Origin of the sequence: Achromobacter sp. 413638 (assembly GCF_043119405.1) — a bacterium.
Classification (GTDB): Bacteria; Pseudomonadota; Gammaproteobacteria; order Burkholderiales; family Burkholderiaceae_B; genus Achromobacter.
The window spans coordinates 1-13,397 of the sequence record NZ_JBICCO010000086.1; the positions used below are offsets into that span (position 1 = coordinate 1).

General features: G+C 65.1%; 17 protein-coding genes. All 17 read right to left on the minus strand.

The window, feature by feature from the left end; translation table 11 throughout:
* Window positions 1-8: 8 nt before the first annotated feature.
* Window positions 9-647, minus strand: coding sequence for a YmfQ family protein (locus ACEU5R_RS26080; RefSeq protein WP_392412635.1), 639 nt, complete (start codon window positions 645-647; stop codon window positions 9-11).
* A complete protein-coding gene (locus tag ACEU5R_RS26085) occupies window positions 599-1,651 on the minus strand; it encodes a baseplate J/gp47 family protein (RefSeq protein ID WP_241069567.1) in 1,053 nt (350 codons plus the stop codon). Before ACEU5R_RS26085 ends, ACEU5R_RS26080 begins: the two co-directional genes overlap by 49 nt.
* A gap of 1 nt (window position 1,652) precedes the next feature.
* Window positions 1,653-2,135 carry a phage GP46 family protein gene (locus ACEU5R_RS26090; protein ID WP_241069566.1) on the minus strand — a complete coding sequence of 161 codons (483 nt, stop codon included), beginning with the start codon at window positions 2,133-2,135 and terminating at the stop codon, window positions 1,653-1,655.
* Between the two features lie 53 nt (window positions 2,136-2,188).
* Window positions 2,189-2,734: a phage baseplate assembly protein V gene (locus ACEU5R_RS26095; protein WP_054437594.1), complete on the minus strand. Its 546-nt coding sequence runs from the start codon at window positions 2,732-2,734 to the stop codon at window positions 2,189-2,191.
* The gene (locus tag ACEU5R_RS26100; RefSeq protein WP_392412637.1) at window positions 2,731-3,858 is read right to left on the minus strand and encodes a phage baseplate assembly protein; all 1,128 of its coding nucleotides are present in this window, start codon (window positions 3,856-3,858) and stop codon (window positions 2,731-2,733) included. The genes ACEU5R_RS26095 and ACEU5R_RS26100 overlap by 4 nt, the downstream gene beginning before the upstream one ends.
* Window positions 3,858-5,108: a DNA circularization protein gene (locus tag ACEU5R_RS26105; protein WP_392412639.1), complete on the minus strand. Its 1,251-nt coding sequence runs from the start codon at window positions 5,106-5,108 to the stop codon at window positions 3,858-3,860. Before ACEU5R_RS26105 ends, ACEU5R_RS26100 begins: the two co-directional genes overlap by 1 nt.
* A 1-nt stretch (window position 5,109) precedes the next feature.
* Window positions 5,110-7,290 carry a phage tail tape measure protein gene (locus tag ACEU5R_RS26110; RefSeq protein WP_392412641.1) on the minus strand — a complete coding sequence of 727 codons (2,181 nt, stop codon included), beginning with the start codon at window positions 7,288-7,290 and terminating at the stop codon, window positions 5,110-5,112.
* A gap of 139 nt (window positions 7,291-7,429) precedes the next feature.
* Entirely contained in the window at window positions 7,430-7,729 is a 300-nt protein-coding gene (locus ACEU5R_RS26115; RefSeq protein ID WP_240294250.1) for a hypothetical protein, read from the minus strand.
* Between the two features lie 30 nt (window positions 7,730-7,759).
* Window positions 7,760-8,113 carry a phage tail tube protein gene (locus tag ACEU5R_RS26120; protein ID WP_392412643.1) on the minus strand — a complete coding sequence of 118 codons (354 nt, stop codon included), beginning with the start codon at window positions 8,111-8,113 and terminating at the stop codon, window positions 7,760-7,762.
* Window positions 8,114-8,125: 12 nt separating this feature from the next.
* Window positions 8,126-9,598 (minus strand): phage tail sheath subtilisin-like domain-containing protein, encoded by a 1,473-nt coding sequence (locus ACEU5R_RS26125; RefSeq protein WP_392412645.1) that lies wholly within the window; start codon window positions 9,596-9,598, stop codon window positions 8,126-8,128.
* Window positions 9,599-9,615: 17 nt separating this feature from the next.
* The gene (locus tag ACEU5R_RS26130) at window positions 9,616-9,861 is read right to left on the minus strand and encodes a DUF2635 domain-containing protein (protein ID WP_054485805.1); all 246 of its coding nucleotides are present in this window, start codon (window positions 9,859-9,861) and stop codon (window positions 9,616-9,618) included.
* A 15-nt stretch (window positions 9,862-9,876) separates the two neighbouring features.
* Window positions 9,877-10,500 (minus strand): hypothetical protein, encoded by a 624-nt coding sequence (locus ACEU5R_RS26135; RefSeq protein WP_054437574.1) that lies wholly within the window; start codon window positions 10,498-10,500, stop codon window positions 9,877-9,879.
* Complete coding sequence (locus tag ACEU5R_RS26140; RefSeq protein ID WP_054505935.1) at window positions 10,490-11,080, minus strand: phage virion morphogenesis protein; 591 nt, start codon at window positions 11,078-11,080, stop codon at window positions 10,490-10,492. Before ACEU5R_RS26140 ends, ACEU5R_RS26135 begins: the two co-directional genes overlap by 11 nt.
* Entirely contained in the window at window positions 11,080-11,586 is a 507-nt protein-coding gene (locus tag ACEU5R_RS26145; protein WP_053497704.1) for a gp436 family protein, read from the minus strand. Before ACEU5R_RS26145 ends, ACEU5R_RS26140 begins: the two co-directional genes overlap by 1 nt.
* A gap of 145 nt (window positions 11,587-11,731) precedes the next feature.
* Entirely contained in the window at window positions 11,732-11,995 is a 264-nt protein-coding gene (locus tag ACEU5R_RS26150; RefSeq protein WP_054485808.1) for an HI1506-related protein, read from the minus strand.
* Window positions 11,996-12,051: 56 nt separating this feature from the next.
* Window positions 12,052-12,942, minus strand: a complete 891-nt coding sequence (locus ACEU5R_RS26155) for a Mu-like prophage major head subunit gpT family protein (RefSeq protein ID WP_054498995.1) — start codon at window positions 12,940-12,942, stop codon at window positions 12,052-12,054.
* Between the two features lie 36 nt (window positions 12,943-12,978).
* Window positions 12,979-13,392 (minus strand): hypothetical protein, encoded by a 414-nt coding sequence (locus ACEU5R_RS26160; protein WP_054498994.1) that lies wholly within the window; start codon window positions 13,390-13,392, stop codon window positions 12,979-12,981.
* Between the last annotated feature and the right edge of the window lie 5 nt (window positions 13,393-13,397).

Sequence of the window (13,397 nt, forward strand, 5' to 3'; positions counted from 1 at the left end):
AGTGAAAATCAAAGGGAATCGACATATCCGACCAGCACGACAGTGTGGGCGGGCTTGTAGCGGGATAGGAGGCACAGCAGCCCCGGATCGCCCCAGGCACGCAGCGGCGCCGTACATTTGCTGGTGGCGGTGGCCTGGACAATGTTTGCCGAGGCGACGACATTCACTCGGAAGGCAAAACGCCAGCCGCCCTGGTTGATCGCCGCAGTGCACTTGCTCGTGGCCCGGAAGGGGCGGAACTCATCGATTCGCGCGTCCGGGTAGTCTAGGCCGATGACCATCTGCCGGAAATACTCGGGCCTGGCACCGCCGAGCATGAGCCGGCGCATGTTGACGCGTTGGCGCCGCTGCTCCTTGCCTACGGGAGCATCCAGGCACTCATCGGGCAGGTCATAGAGCCGCTCCCAGTCCTCCAGCAGCTCGTCGGCCAGCAAGGGATCGAATTGGGCCACCAGCGACACCGCCAACCGCTCGATCGCGCGCATCGAGGCGCCGCACGCTTCCAGCACACGAACCAGCACGCCGCCAGGCTGGCGGTTGAGCATGGCGCTAGGCGGCAGCAGCGCCAGAAGCGCTTCGCGCCAGGCCTCTACGCTTCTCACGCCCACGTGACTCCCCCGAACGTGGCCAGCTCGCCGGGCAGGCACGTCACATTGCCGGCCGGAGACACCAGAACATGGTCGTTCTCGCCGGCGGCGATCGAGATTGCCTCCCTCATGTGGCTGACCAGCAGCGTGCCGCCGGGGATCGCGTCACGCACGTGCATGTCCTTGAGCTCAGCGATGATCGCGGCGCGGATCTCGGCCGAGTCTGGCTGCAGGTCTGAGATCACGTATGCGACAGGTTTGGCCACCACCGGCAGCACGAATAGCTCAGCGGTGACCGGCCGCTGCGCCTCGATATGTGCCCGAACGGCTTCGATCTCCCCAGCGTCTGGGATCGGATCATCATCGTCATCCCGTACAAAACGCACGACAACCGTGCCGGCACCCATGCCGTTGGGCGTGCACCAGGCACGCGTCACGCCAGGGACTTCCTTGGCCCAGGCCACATAGTCATCGCTGTCCCCGCCATGAGGCGGGCGGCGAATCCGCTCCAGGATCCGGGCCCGGAACAGTTCCGGCCGCTCGACATCCGCGCCACCGGAGATCTCGGTCGACGCGACGGCCGTACTGTTGATGCCGACCACTGGGCTGGCCAAGGTGAACTGAACGCCGGCAGCGGTGTTGCCAGCTTGGCCGAGTTCGTCTGCGGTAATGGCGACCGTGGCGCTGCTGCCCACAATGGTCACGCCGACGTCGACCGTGAACTGCACGCCGTCGGCACGCTGAAACACAGATCCGGCCATCAGCGATGCCCCGTTCTCTCCGCCAATCAGCAGCGACCCGGTCGCCGGCGCCGCCGTCTTCTGCAGGACGCCCCACCGCGCCCCGTGACCAGGCAACTCGTCCTCGTCACACTGGTCGGGCCAGGCCTGCTTAAACACCCGCTCGAGGAACTTGTAAAGGGCATCCAGACCGCCAGAAAACACGCGTACCAGCACGCCAGCCAGGCTTCGGCGAGCCCGAGGAAGAATGCCTGGCAGGCGGCTCTCCATCTCCGAGGACAGCTGCTCGATCAGCTTGGGAAGGGTTGGACGGGGAACCGGCATGTCAAACCTCGGCGGGCGCGAACGATTCGCCAGCCAGGCGCCAGGCCTGGGTCGCGGCGTTCCATTCAAATCGATAGCGGCGGTCTACCCCGTTCAGGGCGAGCGTGATAAGCAGGACGAGCCAGCCCATCCGGGGAACGAAGGCGCTCACCCCAACCGACGTGACCAGGCCGTCTTCCTGCATCCATTTGAGCGCCTCGAGCGCATAGTCACGCGCCCGCTGGACCGTGGACTGCAACTGCTTTTGTCGGGCGAGCAACCACCAGCGGCAGCCGAATTTGTCCTGGGGGGACGAGGCGTAGGCGTCGGCCCACCAGCCGCGACGGTCTTCACCGGCCGCCACCTCATGCGGTTGCGCCAGGCGGTCGGTGCACAAGCTGAGAATGACTGCCGTCACCAGCGTGTCGTCGCCGGCGAAATCCGCGCCGGCCAGGCTCATGTCGAGTAGGCCGGACTCGGGATCAAGGGAAAGGGAGAAGTCCATGCTCCGCAGTCTCGCGGAACATGGCGGGCAGTGCCATTAAACAGGTTTACCGGCTACGCGACGGGTGTGCCTGAGATGTCGTCGCCTTCTTGCACACCGCCGTGCTTGTGCTGATGGCCGATGTCTGTGCCGTTGTGAGTTGCCTTCCCGCCTCGCAGGTCCACATCACCGTCAACGCGTAGGCCCCGCGTCACGCGCACGAACGAATCCAGCTCGATCTCGCTGGTATCTGTCAAGCGCATGGGCTTGCCGGCGCCCCGTATCACGATGCCATCGCGGGTCAGGTGAACCGACTGCTCCTGGTCGTCGTATATGGCCATTTCACCCGTTTTCAGGCCGCGCATCCGGTAGCGGCGATCATCGACATTGATCACCACCTGGTGGTCGGTGTTCCCGCCCACGGACAGGGTCACGCATTCGGCACCAGCGTGCGGCACCGAGGTCATGCCGTACTGCTGAAACCGCTCGACCTGGTCGCGACCGACGTCGGCCTGGATGCCGATCTGGACGGTCTGCAGGCCACCACCGTCGCTGACCTGGCCTACCAGGGCACGGGCGATGGCTAGCCGGATTCGATTCAGGGCCGATGAAATGCTCATTCTTCGCGCCGTCCCGTTCCGGACAGATCCCAGGGGGAATCGTCAGGGTGTTGTTTGCGACGCTTGCGCCGGCGGCGCGGCGACGCGCCCTCCAGATCGAACGCCTCCGGCCGGCAAACGGTGAGCGCCGTGCGCCGGGCATTGGTCTCGTCCAGCGTGTACCGGCAGGAGGTGATCAGCAGGTCCAGATCCAGGAACATGCGCGGGCTGGTGACCCTCACCAGGGTATTGGGTAGCCACAGGTCGCCAACCTGGCCATCCTGGCCGGTACGCCAGCCCACCACCACGATCAGAGCGCGCTTGCCACGCCCCATCCGGGTTGAGACTTCCCACTGAGCGCGCTCCTTGGCTTCAGCATTGCTCAGGCCCTGCTCGGAATGGATGATGAGCGGCCGGTACCGGTCAATCTCCGGATCCGTTGCCTTGGCCTGGATATGGGCTGCCGTGGCGCCGAACTGGTTGTCGTTGCCCGCGACCTGCGCCTTCATGCGGATCTCGGAATGGCGTCGCGCCCAGGTGTGCCGCGCGCTGATTCGCCGGATGTTCAGGCCCTCAACCAGCTTGGTCTCGATCAGCGTCTCGCTGGCACGGGTCAGCACCAATTGGCCGGCCGGCGAGCTGCTCACCAGGATCGCCTTGGACCGCGCAGCGCGGTCGATCGCATCGAACGCCTTCTCACCGTCGTCCAGCGAGAAGCTGCTGATCGCCTCACCCGTGTCCGTTTGCACCAGCACTTCGATGCCAAACGGCTTGCAGATGTCACGCACGATCTGTTCCAGGCGCACGTTTTTCCACTGGCCGCTGCCGTGGATGGCCGAACTGTCCACCAGGTCGCCTGTCTTGTCCCGTCCGCTGACGTTGAGCCTGCAGGAAGTATCGGCCAGGTCGATATCGATCGTGTCGATGTAGCCCGTGATCAACAGGTCCTGGCCGAACTTCACCTCGCACGGCAGGCCCTCGCGCAGACCGATCGGGGCATCTTCGCCAGGCCACCGGTGAGTCAGCGTGAGCTGGAACTCGCCGGCAAGCTGCTCGATGCCGCGCTCGACCTCCAGGCTTTTCCAGCCCCCATAGGCCTGGCCGCCCACCACCAGCGTGATCAGGTTTTCGTTGACCGTAGCCATCAGCGCAGCACCTCCAGGTCGCCCGCCGGCACGAAGAGCGGGTTGCGTACCCGGTTGCGCGTGACGAGTTCGTCGGCCCGCGAGCCGTCTTGGTACACCCGCTGGGCGATCAGCAGCGCCGGCAACATGGCCTGGGTGGTATAGGTTGCCCGCTGCTGCAGGCGGTCGGCTTGTTGGGCCACGTCCCGAACGATAGCGACGCGAAGCGCAATGAGCGCTGCCGCCATCTGCGCCGGTGGGTCGTAGGCCTCGAGCTCGTGATCGATCTCCTCCAGCACCACGTCTGCCTGGTCGCGTGCGTCCTGGGCCGTCGTCACTTCCTTGGCTTCAATGGCGTCGGTCAGGATGCGCGCCTGGGTCGCAATCACCTGGGTGCGGGTGAACTCCTGCATCGCGGCCGCGTTCACCTCCCGGCGGGCCGAGGTGGCGCCTTGGGGCGGGGACGCCGAGCCGACGGGAGCCGTCCAAGGCGTTGGGTCATTGGAGCCGTATTCCGCGCGTAGGTCTGCGATCGCCGATTTCGGGCGCTTGATGGCCTGGGTCAGCTGCTGGTACAGCCCCTGCAACTGCAGGGCCAGCGTCTCGGGCGTGCGGATGAGGGTGGATAGACGGCCCGAGATCGACGAGGCGCCGCGCACGATGTCGCCGGCGATATCGATCAGGCCGTTCAGGCCCACCATCCGCTGCAGGGCATCCAAGCTGGAGTTGACGCGGCCGACCAGGTCGGCGGCCAAGGCCGCGGCGCCAGCGACGTCAACCAGCGAGGCAAAGCGATCCACCGAGACCGATCCCAGGACGTCGGCCGCATCAAACACCCCATCCTGAGTGCTGGTGGCCGCCTGCGGAAAGGTGTTCTCACCGGCCTCGGCGAACGTGATCGCAAACCGGGCGATGCCGCCCTCGGTGTGAGACTCCCGGATGCTGACCCGGCCCAGTACGACGACGTTGAGCATGCCGTACTTGGGGTGAATCAGCTCGCCAGGCCCATACGCCTCCAGCGCCTCGATGAGCGCGTCTCGCTCCTGCAGGTAGTTCTCGCCCACCACGTAGCCATTGACCTGGAACTCGCGCGCGCGGCGTCCCAGGTCATCGGCATAAGGCAGATCCCGCATGGGGTATTCGTGCACTTCGTTGCGCCGGCCGACACCGGTATCCGAGTCGGTCGTGCGAAACGGCACGCCCCGAAAGCTTGCGCCCACGGCCATCCCATTGGGATGCGCCACCCTGCGCTGTTCTTCACGCCAGCCCATATCAATCCGTGTTCACGTTTGTGCGCCCGACATTGCCCGTCATGCGGGTTCCGTCATTGGGCTGCAGGTCAGCATTGGCTTGGATGCCAGGAGCGGCGGTGATGTTGACGTTGACCTCGCCGCCGATCTTGGTGGTGGTCAGCAGCTCATCCAGCCGGCGGATCATCTCATCCCGCGAAGCGACCACATCGTCACGCTCGGCCTGCATCTTGCTGATCGACAGCGGCGTGTCCCCAACCTCCTGCTTCAGCGCAATCATCTCATCGAACATCTTGATCCTCTCTTCCCGCTGAGCGATGCGATTGCGCAGTCCTTCCTCGGTGCGGAACATGTTGTCTTGCACCAAAGCGCCAGCGATGGGGGCCGCGACAAGGAAGCCAGCTGACAGTGCGCCGGCGGCGCTGATGCCTCCAGCGGCGCCTGCTCCGGCGCCACCCAGTGCGCTCGAGGCACCAGATGGGGCTGCTGCGGCCGCAGCGGCCGTTGCCGCGGCCCTGGCGGCCCGTGCGGCCCCGACGGAGCTTGCGACCTTGCCAACGCCTAACGCAGCGCCGCCTAACCCGACAACCCCAGCACCAACCGCCAAGCCCTGAAGAATCGTAATCGAGCCGCTGATCGCGGCAGCCAATTGCGGCGAGCTCTTGGCCAAGTCAGCAAAACTGTCTGCAACTGCCTTGGTAACCGGCGCAAGCTTGATCATTGCATCGTAGCTTGCGAACTCTTCTGCTTGCTTTGCCTGATTCATCTTGTAGCTGGGCGAGTCTTCGACGGTCCACATGTTGCGGTTGACCGCGTCTGTACCGTACAACAATGAATCCTTGGTGATCTTGTTGACGTTGTCACGGTCGGCCAGGTACCCGACCAGAGCCATCATCGCCTGTTGATCTGGGAAGAGCTTCGATATGACACTGCCTTGGGCGATCTTCATCACTCCGCCCAATGCCTCTTGCCGTTCACTTCCCTCTGCTGCAGCTCGATATTGCTTGATGGCGTTCTGATAGTTCTTGTTCTTGGCTAACTGCTCTTCAATGATGTTCGCGGTCACATCGAGAGCATCCAAACCTTTCATGCGGCCCTCGGCCTTTCGCTGATCGAAGTTGATCCCGAGCTTGCCGAAGTTCTCCACTGTGTCCCGGGCCACCAGCTTGGCCAGAAGATTCTGGGTGTTCGTTGCAGCTTGATCGGAGGTGCCTGCGGTAAGCCGAGTCGCCTGATTCAACGCAGCGAGCTTTGCAATACCAGGAAGTCCGGAGAGACCAGCCTGTGAAGCTGCAGCGAACTGAGCCGGGAGAGCCTTCGCCATGTCTCGAATCTCAAAGGCACCGCTTTGGCCCGCGTAGGTGGCGGCCCCGAAGACACGCGCCATGTCTTCAGGCTTAACTCCCATGTTGCCCTTCGCAGCGAACGCAATCTGAGCGAAGTCATCGCCAGAGGCCTGGTTTGCCGAGGCCGCGCGCACAGCTTCGCGAAAAATGGTCAGAGAGTCTTTAGCGCCGAACTTCCCGGAGGATAGGAGCGAATTCAGCGTGGAGGCTGCGTCTTCTCGGGTGCTACCTCCATACCGGATCGCCTCCCGGATGGCCAGGTCCATTTCGGTCCGCCCTGCGAAGCGCCGAGCTCGATCCTCAGCAGCGCTTAGCGACGGATCGCCGTACGCAGTGTTCGCCATATGAGCGAGCTGTTCGTCGTATGCGAAGGCTCTGTTCACCTTGGGCGCAATAACTGCCGCTCCCGCCATGACGCCGGCCGCCATCAGGCCAGCCTTCTGGGCGCCGGCGACCAGGCGCTGCTTTCCGCTGTAGACGCCCATCTCGGCATTCAACCGTCCGACCGTTTGGCGCATCTGCTCGGCGGCGCGCTGCTGCTCGCGCCAGGTCATCGTGCCGCTGCTGGCCAGGCGCTGGTAGGCGGCCTGCGTGCGCAGGATCTCCTGCTGGATGCGGTGTTCAGAACGAATCCCCAGGGTCTCCCGCGCCTGGGCCATGCGGGCGAACTCGCGCTGCGTGCGCGTCGCCATGTTTACTAGCGAGGTTTCGGTCTGCTTGGTAGCACGACCGATGGCGGTAAGGTCTTTGGCCCCCGCGACGGCCATGTTGTCCAGGGCCTTCTTGGCTTCCAGCGCGGCCTTGGTCAGGCCGGCCGCGGTGCCATCGACACGAACCCCAACGACGAATTCGCTCATTCCCCAGACCTCTTCTTAGTGAGCTGATCTACATAAAACTGCGCTTCCGCCAAGGGAAGCGCCAGGATCTCGGCCCGGCTCCAACCCAGCCGGGATGCCAAGAGCATGATCTGCAGCAGCGCGCCCTCGCGGCCGCGCGTCAGTCTTCCCCCAGCTTTTCAGCCTCCTGCATGGCCTCACGGAAGACGGCCCACTGCTTGCCCTTGAGGGTCTTGAACTGCGCAGGCACAAAGGGGCCGGTGTCATCGCCCGCGCGAACCAACACCTGGCAGGCCAGCGCGACCTGGAAGGCGGTCGGCTGCAGGGCAGGGTTGGCTTCCTTCTCGGCCTCGAGCGAGTCGCCCAGGGACGCCTCGCGAACTTCGATCTCTGTGACGGGCTTGCCACCGACCACCCAGGGCGAAGGCAGCGTCTTGATAACGGTCAGGGAGTTTTTCATGCTGTTCCTTGAAACGGTTTTACAGGGGGTCTAGCCCTCGATGCACTCGACGCCGTTGAAGGCGAGCGTGACCTCGCCACCGCCTCCCAGCGTGGGCGGTGCGGCCAACCAGGCGCCGCGGATCGTGTAGCCGATGCCGGTGTCGGTTTGGAACCGCATGGTTTCATCGCGGATCGAGGCCAGGTCGGCCAGGCTCACGCCGGACATGTGGCTGATGGTGCAGTTGACCGCCGGCGCGGTGGTCGATTCCGTGTAGCCATCGACGCCGCTGTCGCTGGTGACGGGATCTCGCCGCACGCCACCGATATCGAGCGTGGCGCCGGGTTTGCTGCGCAGGCGGCGACCGCCCACGCTGATGAATACTCGGCCAGTAACTTGAGGCATGTTCTCGGTTCCTTACAGGATGAACTGGATGCTGCCCGCGAACACCCGGAACTGGTTCACCAGGTCAGGCGGGATGATGGCGTTGACACGGTTGCGGTCGACCATGCTGCGCTGGACGATGAGGTTCTTCTTGAAGTCCTCGAAGTTCTCCAGAAGGCCCGCCTTCTCCAGGGACTTGGCCGTGGCGATCAGGACGCCCGCGATCATCGAGGGCGTTGCGATCGGCTGGGCCGGATCGAAGTCGGTACCGTCGTCGGCGAGCTTGTGTCGCGGGAAATTCGTGGCCACGGCCGTGCGGAAGGCATAGCGCATGTAATCCGCCGTCCACACCGTCTCCACGTCCAGGTAGGAGACGTCCTCGATCCCCCAGGCGTTCGTCTGGTACGTGGTCACGACGCGCTCAATTTGCACGATGCCGTCCTGAGACACGGTGAACGTGCTGCAACCATCGTGCAGCAGCAGGTTGCGCTCTTCACGACGGAAGCGATCCTTCGGACTGGGCGGCAAGAGGCCCGGCAGATCGAGCGTCTGGAAGGGACGCGCCGGGTCGATGGCGCCGTTGAACTCGACCACCGCACCGTGTACGGCCGCCCACAGGTACGGCGCCTGGGGCGGGTTCTTCACACCGATGAACGAGCTGTGCTCGTTGTTGCGGCCAGAGCCATAGGTTGTCAGCTGGGCGTGCGTGCCGGCCATGCCTGTAAAGACGTGACCCGTGCGCATGTCCATCCCGCCGAACCGGCTGTCGAGTTCGGCCTCGATGATCGCCATGTTCGCCGAATCGCTCCAGGGCGAAATGATGGTGTAGAACCATTCGTCGGAGATTGCCGCCACCACGTCCGCGGCATCCGGATTGCCGGTGCCGGTCACGCCGTTGGCGATCTCCAGGGTCAGCCCTGCCGGCAGGGACTCGTCGTCGTAGAAGTTGACCAGCACACCGATGCCCTGGGTGAAGGCGCCCTTGTGGCGCGCGGTCAGCGTCACCACGCCGGCCGCGGCCGCTGCCGTGACCGGACCGTTCTGGTAGCCATTGACGACCGCAGCGATCGCCGTGGCGACGGCCGAGGCGGCGTCGCCAGCAGCCACACCGATCGACAGCTTCTGACCGTTGATGTAGAGGGCGATCGTGCCGGCGGCGGCCGCGGGCCCGGTGACGGTAATGGTCTTGGTGGCGGCGACGCCGGCCGCGAGGTCCTCGACGCCCAGCGCCCAGATGTCGCTCGTTTTGTTGGCAGCACGCGCCAGGCGCAGCATTTCGTGAAGGACGCTGCCGCGGCCAAAGAGCGTGGCGCCCTCGTCACCGCTGTTCACACGGCAGAGGGTCAGCGGGGCCGCGGTGCCGGCGGGCAGCTTGTTGCCCACCACCAGGATGCGGCGGTTCAGCGACGGCAGCCCGCGCAGCGCCTTGGCGTTGTCGATTTCGACATACTGCCCCGGCGTACGGATGTCGGTCGGGATGGTGTTGAAGATGATGTTGTCCGGCATGGCGGTTCCTTGGAGCGTTACTCGGCAGCGGGCTTGGTGCCCTTGGCCGAGGCGGACTTGGCGGGCGCCGGCGGGGTATCCGCCGGATCGGTGGCTTGCGACGCGGCGCTGACTTCGGTCACGTCGCCGTCATCGCGGCGTCGGCGCCAGTAGGTGGTCAGCACGATGGGCTCGCCCTGCGCGGCCAAATAGCCGCCCTGGGGCTTGCGGACCTTGAGCGGCTCGCCATCAACGATGGCGGGTTTGAGGGTGACGGTCTGCATTCGGGATCCTTGATGTCAGTTTTCGGTGCCGGCGCCAGCCAGCGGAATGTCTGCCTGCAGGTCAGGCCGGTCGGTGGAGTAATCGGGGGGCTCGGCGAGCCATTTCTCGTGCTCTTCGCGGCTTGCGTGCGGGGCGATGTCCATGTCCAGGTGGACGTGGCGCAAATCGCCCAGACCGTCGAGCTCCTCGGGATCGTCCGGCAGCGCCATCGGCGTGCTTTCAACGGACACGCCAACCACGGTCAGCCCGGCAGCCTCGAACACGTCGACGGGCTCCAGGTACTCGGCACGGCGGATGTTCCAGCTCGCATCGCCGATGCGCCGGCCATGCAACGCCCGGATCACCAGCGTCAGAAGTTGATCCGCGCTGATGGACTGGCCATCGCCAAGGCGCGCTTGCGTGTTGCCACCCACGTTGCGCACGACGATGCCGACGGTGAATGCCAGTACGCCCATGTCATCCACGATTCGGTACACCCCCTCGGTGACGTACAGGGCGGGAGCGTCCACCAGGTAGCGCTGCAGCAGCTTGGCGTCATCGGGAACGGTGGGCAGGCTGCCCACCGTGCGCGTGGTCTTCTGGATGCCCGGGCGCGCCTTCAGGGCCGCGATCAGGGCGAGTTCATGTTTACCGAGCACCACCACCTCCTTCGGCCGCTTGGATGGTCTGCACCGTCAGGCGGCCCATGGCCCACAGATCCTCACGGTTCACGCCCAGGAACGGCCGGGCGGGCATGCGGATCTTGTAGGCACGAACCTCGTGCCAGCTCGTGCGGGCCCGCTTGTGGCTATCGCGGGCGAACACCGCCAGATTGCGATTGCCAGGCTGGCGCGCTAGGTTGCCGCGGGCATCGGTGCGCAGGCGGATGCGGGTGGAATACGGGGCGCGATTGATGTCGCCGCCCAGCTGATGAATGCGGGCATAGGCGACGTTGCTGCCCCAGGCAGCGTAGGTATCGCCATAGACGTTGGTGATGCTGCGTAGCAGGCGCCGGCTCTTGACGAGCGTCTGTCCGCCCGACTTCTGCACTCGGCGACTGGGTGCCCAGGCCGAGCCATCAGGACCACGCTGGCGCTCAAAGCGCAGACGGGTTGAGGATTCGCCGTAGTTGGCGATCGCCTTGAAGATCGGCCGGGGCGACCGGCCGAGGGCGGCCAGGCGAGACAAGGCGGCATCCAGCCCGCGCTGCCCCTCGTAGCGGATCGTGGCCTGCACCATCAGAGAAACCCTCCCGAGGAGCGGCGATCCCAGATGCGACCGGCGGTGTACAGCTCGGCGCCAGCGCCGCCGGCAGGTTCAACGCCCGATTCTGCGTCCACGCCCAGCTTCACGTCACCGGAGGCCACGCCGATCAGGAATTTGATATTGGCGTCATAGCGCTGCTTGACGGTCTCGGTGAACTGATCGTCGTAGAGGTAGTAGCGGGCCAACTCGCAGGCGATCCGGATCAGGACCTGCGGCACAGACGACAGCGGCAGGGTGTACCGCCCGGCGATGTAGCTATCGATCGTGTTGCGCGCATCGGCCAACGCACGGTCGACCTTTTCCATGGCCCGCGCGATCGCGGCGCGCTCCTCGGGCGTGAAGCCGCTCAGATCGCCGCCGGCGGCCGCAATCCGAAGCATCTCATCGGTGACCAGGCGCGGCACCATGCGATCGGCACGCTGGGAGATCTCGTCGGAGTCAAAGCGGATCAGCAGTTCGGTGGCAGTGGCGTAGGACATGGGAAAGACCGTAGAAATGCCGGGGCTAGACCAAAACCGGTTCCCGTACTATCCAGCCCCGGCAGAGGTTGGGCGGTAGCGTCTGCAAGGCTCCCCCCATCCGTCAGACGCAACAGATGGGGTTCAGCGCCCGTCGCACGAGGTGTCAGGTGGCGCCGGCCTGGCTGGCTTCGTCCGGCGCGCCGGGCAGGTCGATCAGCATCGTCACCAGTTGCGGCTCGGTGGTGAGCTGCTCGAACTGCTCATCGGTCAGCTCGGACAGCGGAATCACCGTCTCGCCGGCGAAGGCGCGGCCGGCGCGACGAAAGCCGTCGGTCTTGGGAACGACCTTCAGGGCCTTGGCGCCGTCGGGCTTGACGACGGCAGGTTTTGCGGTGGCCTGGCGGCCTCGGGGTTTGGCGGTAGCCATGTGGGCAATCTCCGGTGAAGCGGGTTGGGTCAGGTGGTGCGGGCAGGGTTTGGTGGTCAGCCCAGGTACGGGCAGACCACGACCTTGGCGGTGCCGCGCATCACGTTGCTTGCGCCGTTGGCCAGGCGGTCAGCCTGGATGACTTCCAGCGCGGCTTGCTCCAGCGACGGCGGCACCCAGAGTTCGGCGGCGCGGATCACCAGCGGCTTGCCGTTGTCGGCCTTCTGGCTCTGCATCGCGGCGCGAGCATCGGAGTACGCCTGCAGGTCCAGGCCTTCCTTGGACGCATAGGCCAGTTGCCACAGGCCATAGCCGACGTTGCTGCGGCCATCGGCGCCCCAGACGAACTCGTTGCGGTTGAAGACGTTGTCGTCGGTCAGGCTCGTCTTGGCCTGGAAGGCGTAGGGCCGCCGACGCTGGTAGATGATCGGCTTGATCACCTTGGTCGTATCCACCAGGAACCAGGCTGCGCCCGAGCCGCCTTGGAAGTTGCTCACGCTCACTTCCTTTCCGGGCATCCCGACAGGGTGATCCGTGTCGAAGAAGTACTGGCCGTCGAAGCAGCGCGTGGAGAAGCCCGCCTGCAGGAGTTCGAAGACGAGCTCGTCGGGGTGCGTTGCGGCGTCTTGGCCCAGCTGCTGGATGACGGGCTTGTACACGCCGTATTGGTCGTCCTCGATCTCGTCGCGGCCGACCGACACGGTGTTTTCCCAGGTCTTGTTCTTGATCGAGTAGTCCGATTGCTTCAGGTTCTGATAGACCCGTTCACCCAGCCACTCGCGGAACTTCGTGATGGAGCCCAGCCAAGCGTACTTCTCCGCGCTGGTGGTGCTGGGCACCATCATGGCCAGCTGGTTCCACATGGGAGCCGCGATGGTCAGGCCCGACTGGAAGGCCGCGTTGTAGGCCGTGTTGAGGATCGCCAGGTTGGCGTGATTGATGATCATGTTCGATATCTCCGAATTCGAAGGGCTGGCGGCCGATCAGGCGAAGTCGACCCAGACGCCGTCGGCGTCCACGTCGAACACCTTGCCGGCCACGCTGCGGGTGTTGGTGCCCGAGGTCTTGGCCACCGTCTGGTCGTCGACGATGTAGCAGTCGGCACCGATATCGGCCAGGGTGATGAGGTCGGCCGAGGCGCTGTTGGCGAAGCGGTGCGGGCCTTTGCGCAGCCGCACGCGGATCTCGCCCGCGGCGCCCGCGCTGTTGTCGGCGCGATCTTCGGCAACGCCAGCGGCCTTGAGGGTGGTCGAAGTCGATCCCGGCACGGCGTAGCCCGTGGCGGTGTTGATGCACACGATCGAGCCACCAAAGATCTTGGTGGCAGCCGCCACGGGCGGTTCGATCTGGTGGCCGTCACGGCGCAGTGTGTTGCGATCCTGGGTCAGCGCGGTCATGGAAG

Bases quoted from the DNA above. Each gene is read 5' to 3' on its own strand.
- ACEU5R_RS26085 (WP_241069567.1), bottom strand. From the start codon at position 1,651: ATGCCGGTTCCCCGTCCAACCCTTCCCAAGCTGATCGAGCAGCTGTCC.
- ACEU5R_RS26090 (WP_241069566.1), bottom strand. From the start codon at position 2,135: ATGGACTTCTCCCTTTCCCTTGATCCCGAGTCCGGCCTACTCGACATG.
- ACEU5R_RS26095 (WP_054437594.1), bottom strand. From the start codon at position 2,734: ATGAGCATTTCATCGGCCCTGAATCGAATCCGGCTAGCCATCGCCCGT.
- ACEU5R_RS26100 (WP_392412637.1), bottom strand. From the start codon at position 3,858: ATGGCTACGGTCAACGAAAACCTGATCACGCTGGTGGTGGGCGGCCAG.
- ACEU5R_RS26105 (WP_392412639.1), bottom strand. From the start codon at position 5,108: ATGGGCTGGCGTGAAGAACAGCGCAGGGTGGCGCATCCCAATGGGATG.
- ACEU5R_RS26110 (WP_392412641.1), bottom strand. From the start codon at position 7,290: ATGAGCGAATTCGTCGTTGGGGTTCGTGTCGATGGCACCGCGGCCGGC.
- ACEU5R_RS26115 (WP_240294250.1), bottom strand. From the start codon at position 7,729: ATGAAAAACTCCCTGACCGTTATCAAGACGCTGCCTTCGCCCTGGGTG.
- ACEU5R_RS26120 (WP_392412643.1), bottom strand. From the start codon at position 8,113: ATGCCTCAAGTTACTGGCCGAGTATTCATCAGCGTGGGCGGTCGCCGC.
- ACEU5R_RS26125 (WP_392412645.1), bottom strand. From the start codon at position 9,598: ATGCCGGACAACATCATCTTCAACACCATCCCGACCGACATCCGTACG.
- ACEU5R_RS26130 (WP_054485805.1), bottom strand. From the start codon at position 9,861: ATGCAGACCGTCACCCTCAAACCCGCCATCGTTGATGGCGAGCCGCTC.
- ACEU5R_RS26140 (WP_054505935.1), bottom strand. From the start codon at position 11,080: ATGGTGCAGGCCACGATCCGCTACGAGGGGCAGCGCGGGCTGGATGCC.
- ACEU5R_RS26145 (WP_053497704.1), bottom strand. From the start codon at position 11,586: ATGTCCTACGCCACTGCCACCGAACTGCTGATCCGCTTTGACTCCGAC.
- ACEU5R_RS26150 (WP_054485808.1), bottom strand. From the start codon at position 11,995: ATGGCTACCGCCAAACCCCGAGGCCGCCAGGCCACCGCAAAACCTGCC.
- ACEU5R_RS26155 (WP_054498995.1), bottom strand. From the start codon at position 12,942: ATGATCATCAATCACGCCAACCTGGCGATCCTCAACACGGCCTACAAC.
- ACEU5R_RS26160 (WP_054498994.1), bottom strand. From the start codon at position 13,392: ATGACCGCGCTGACCCAGGATCGCAACACACTGCGCCGTGACGGCCAC.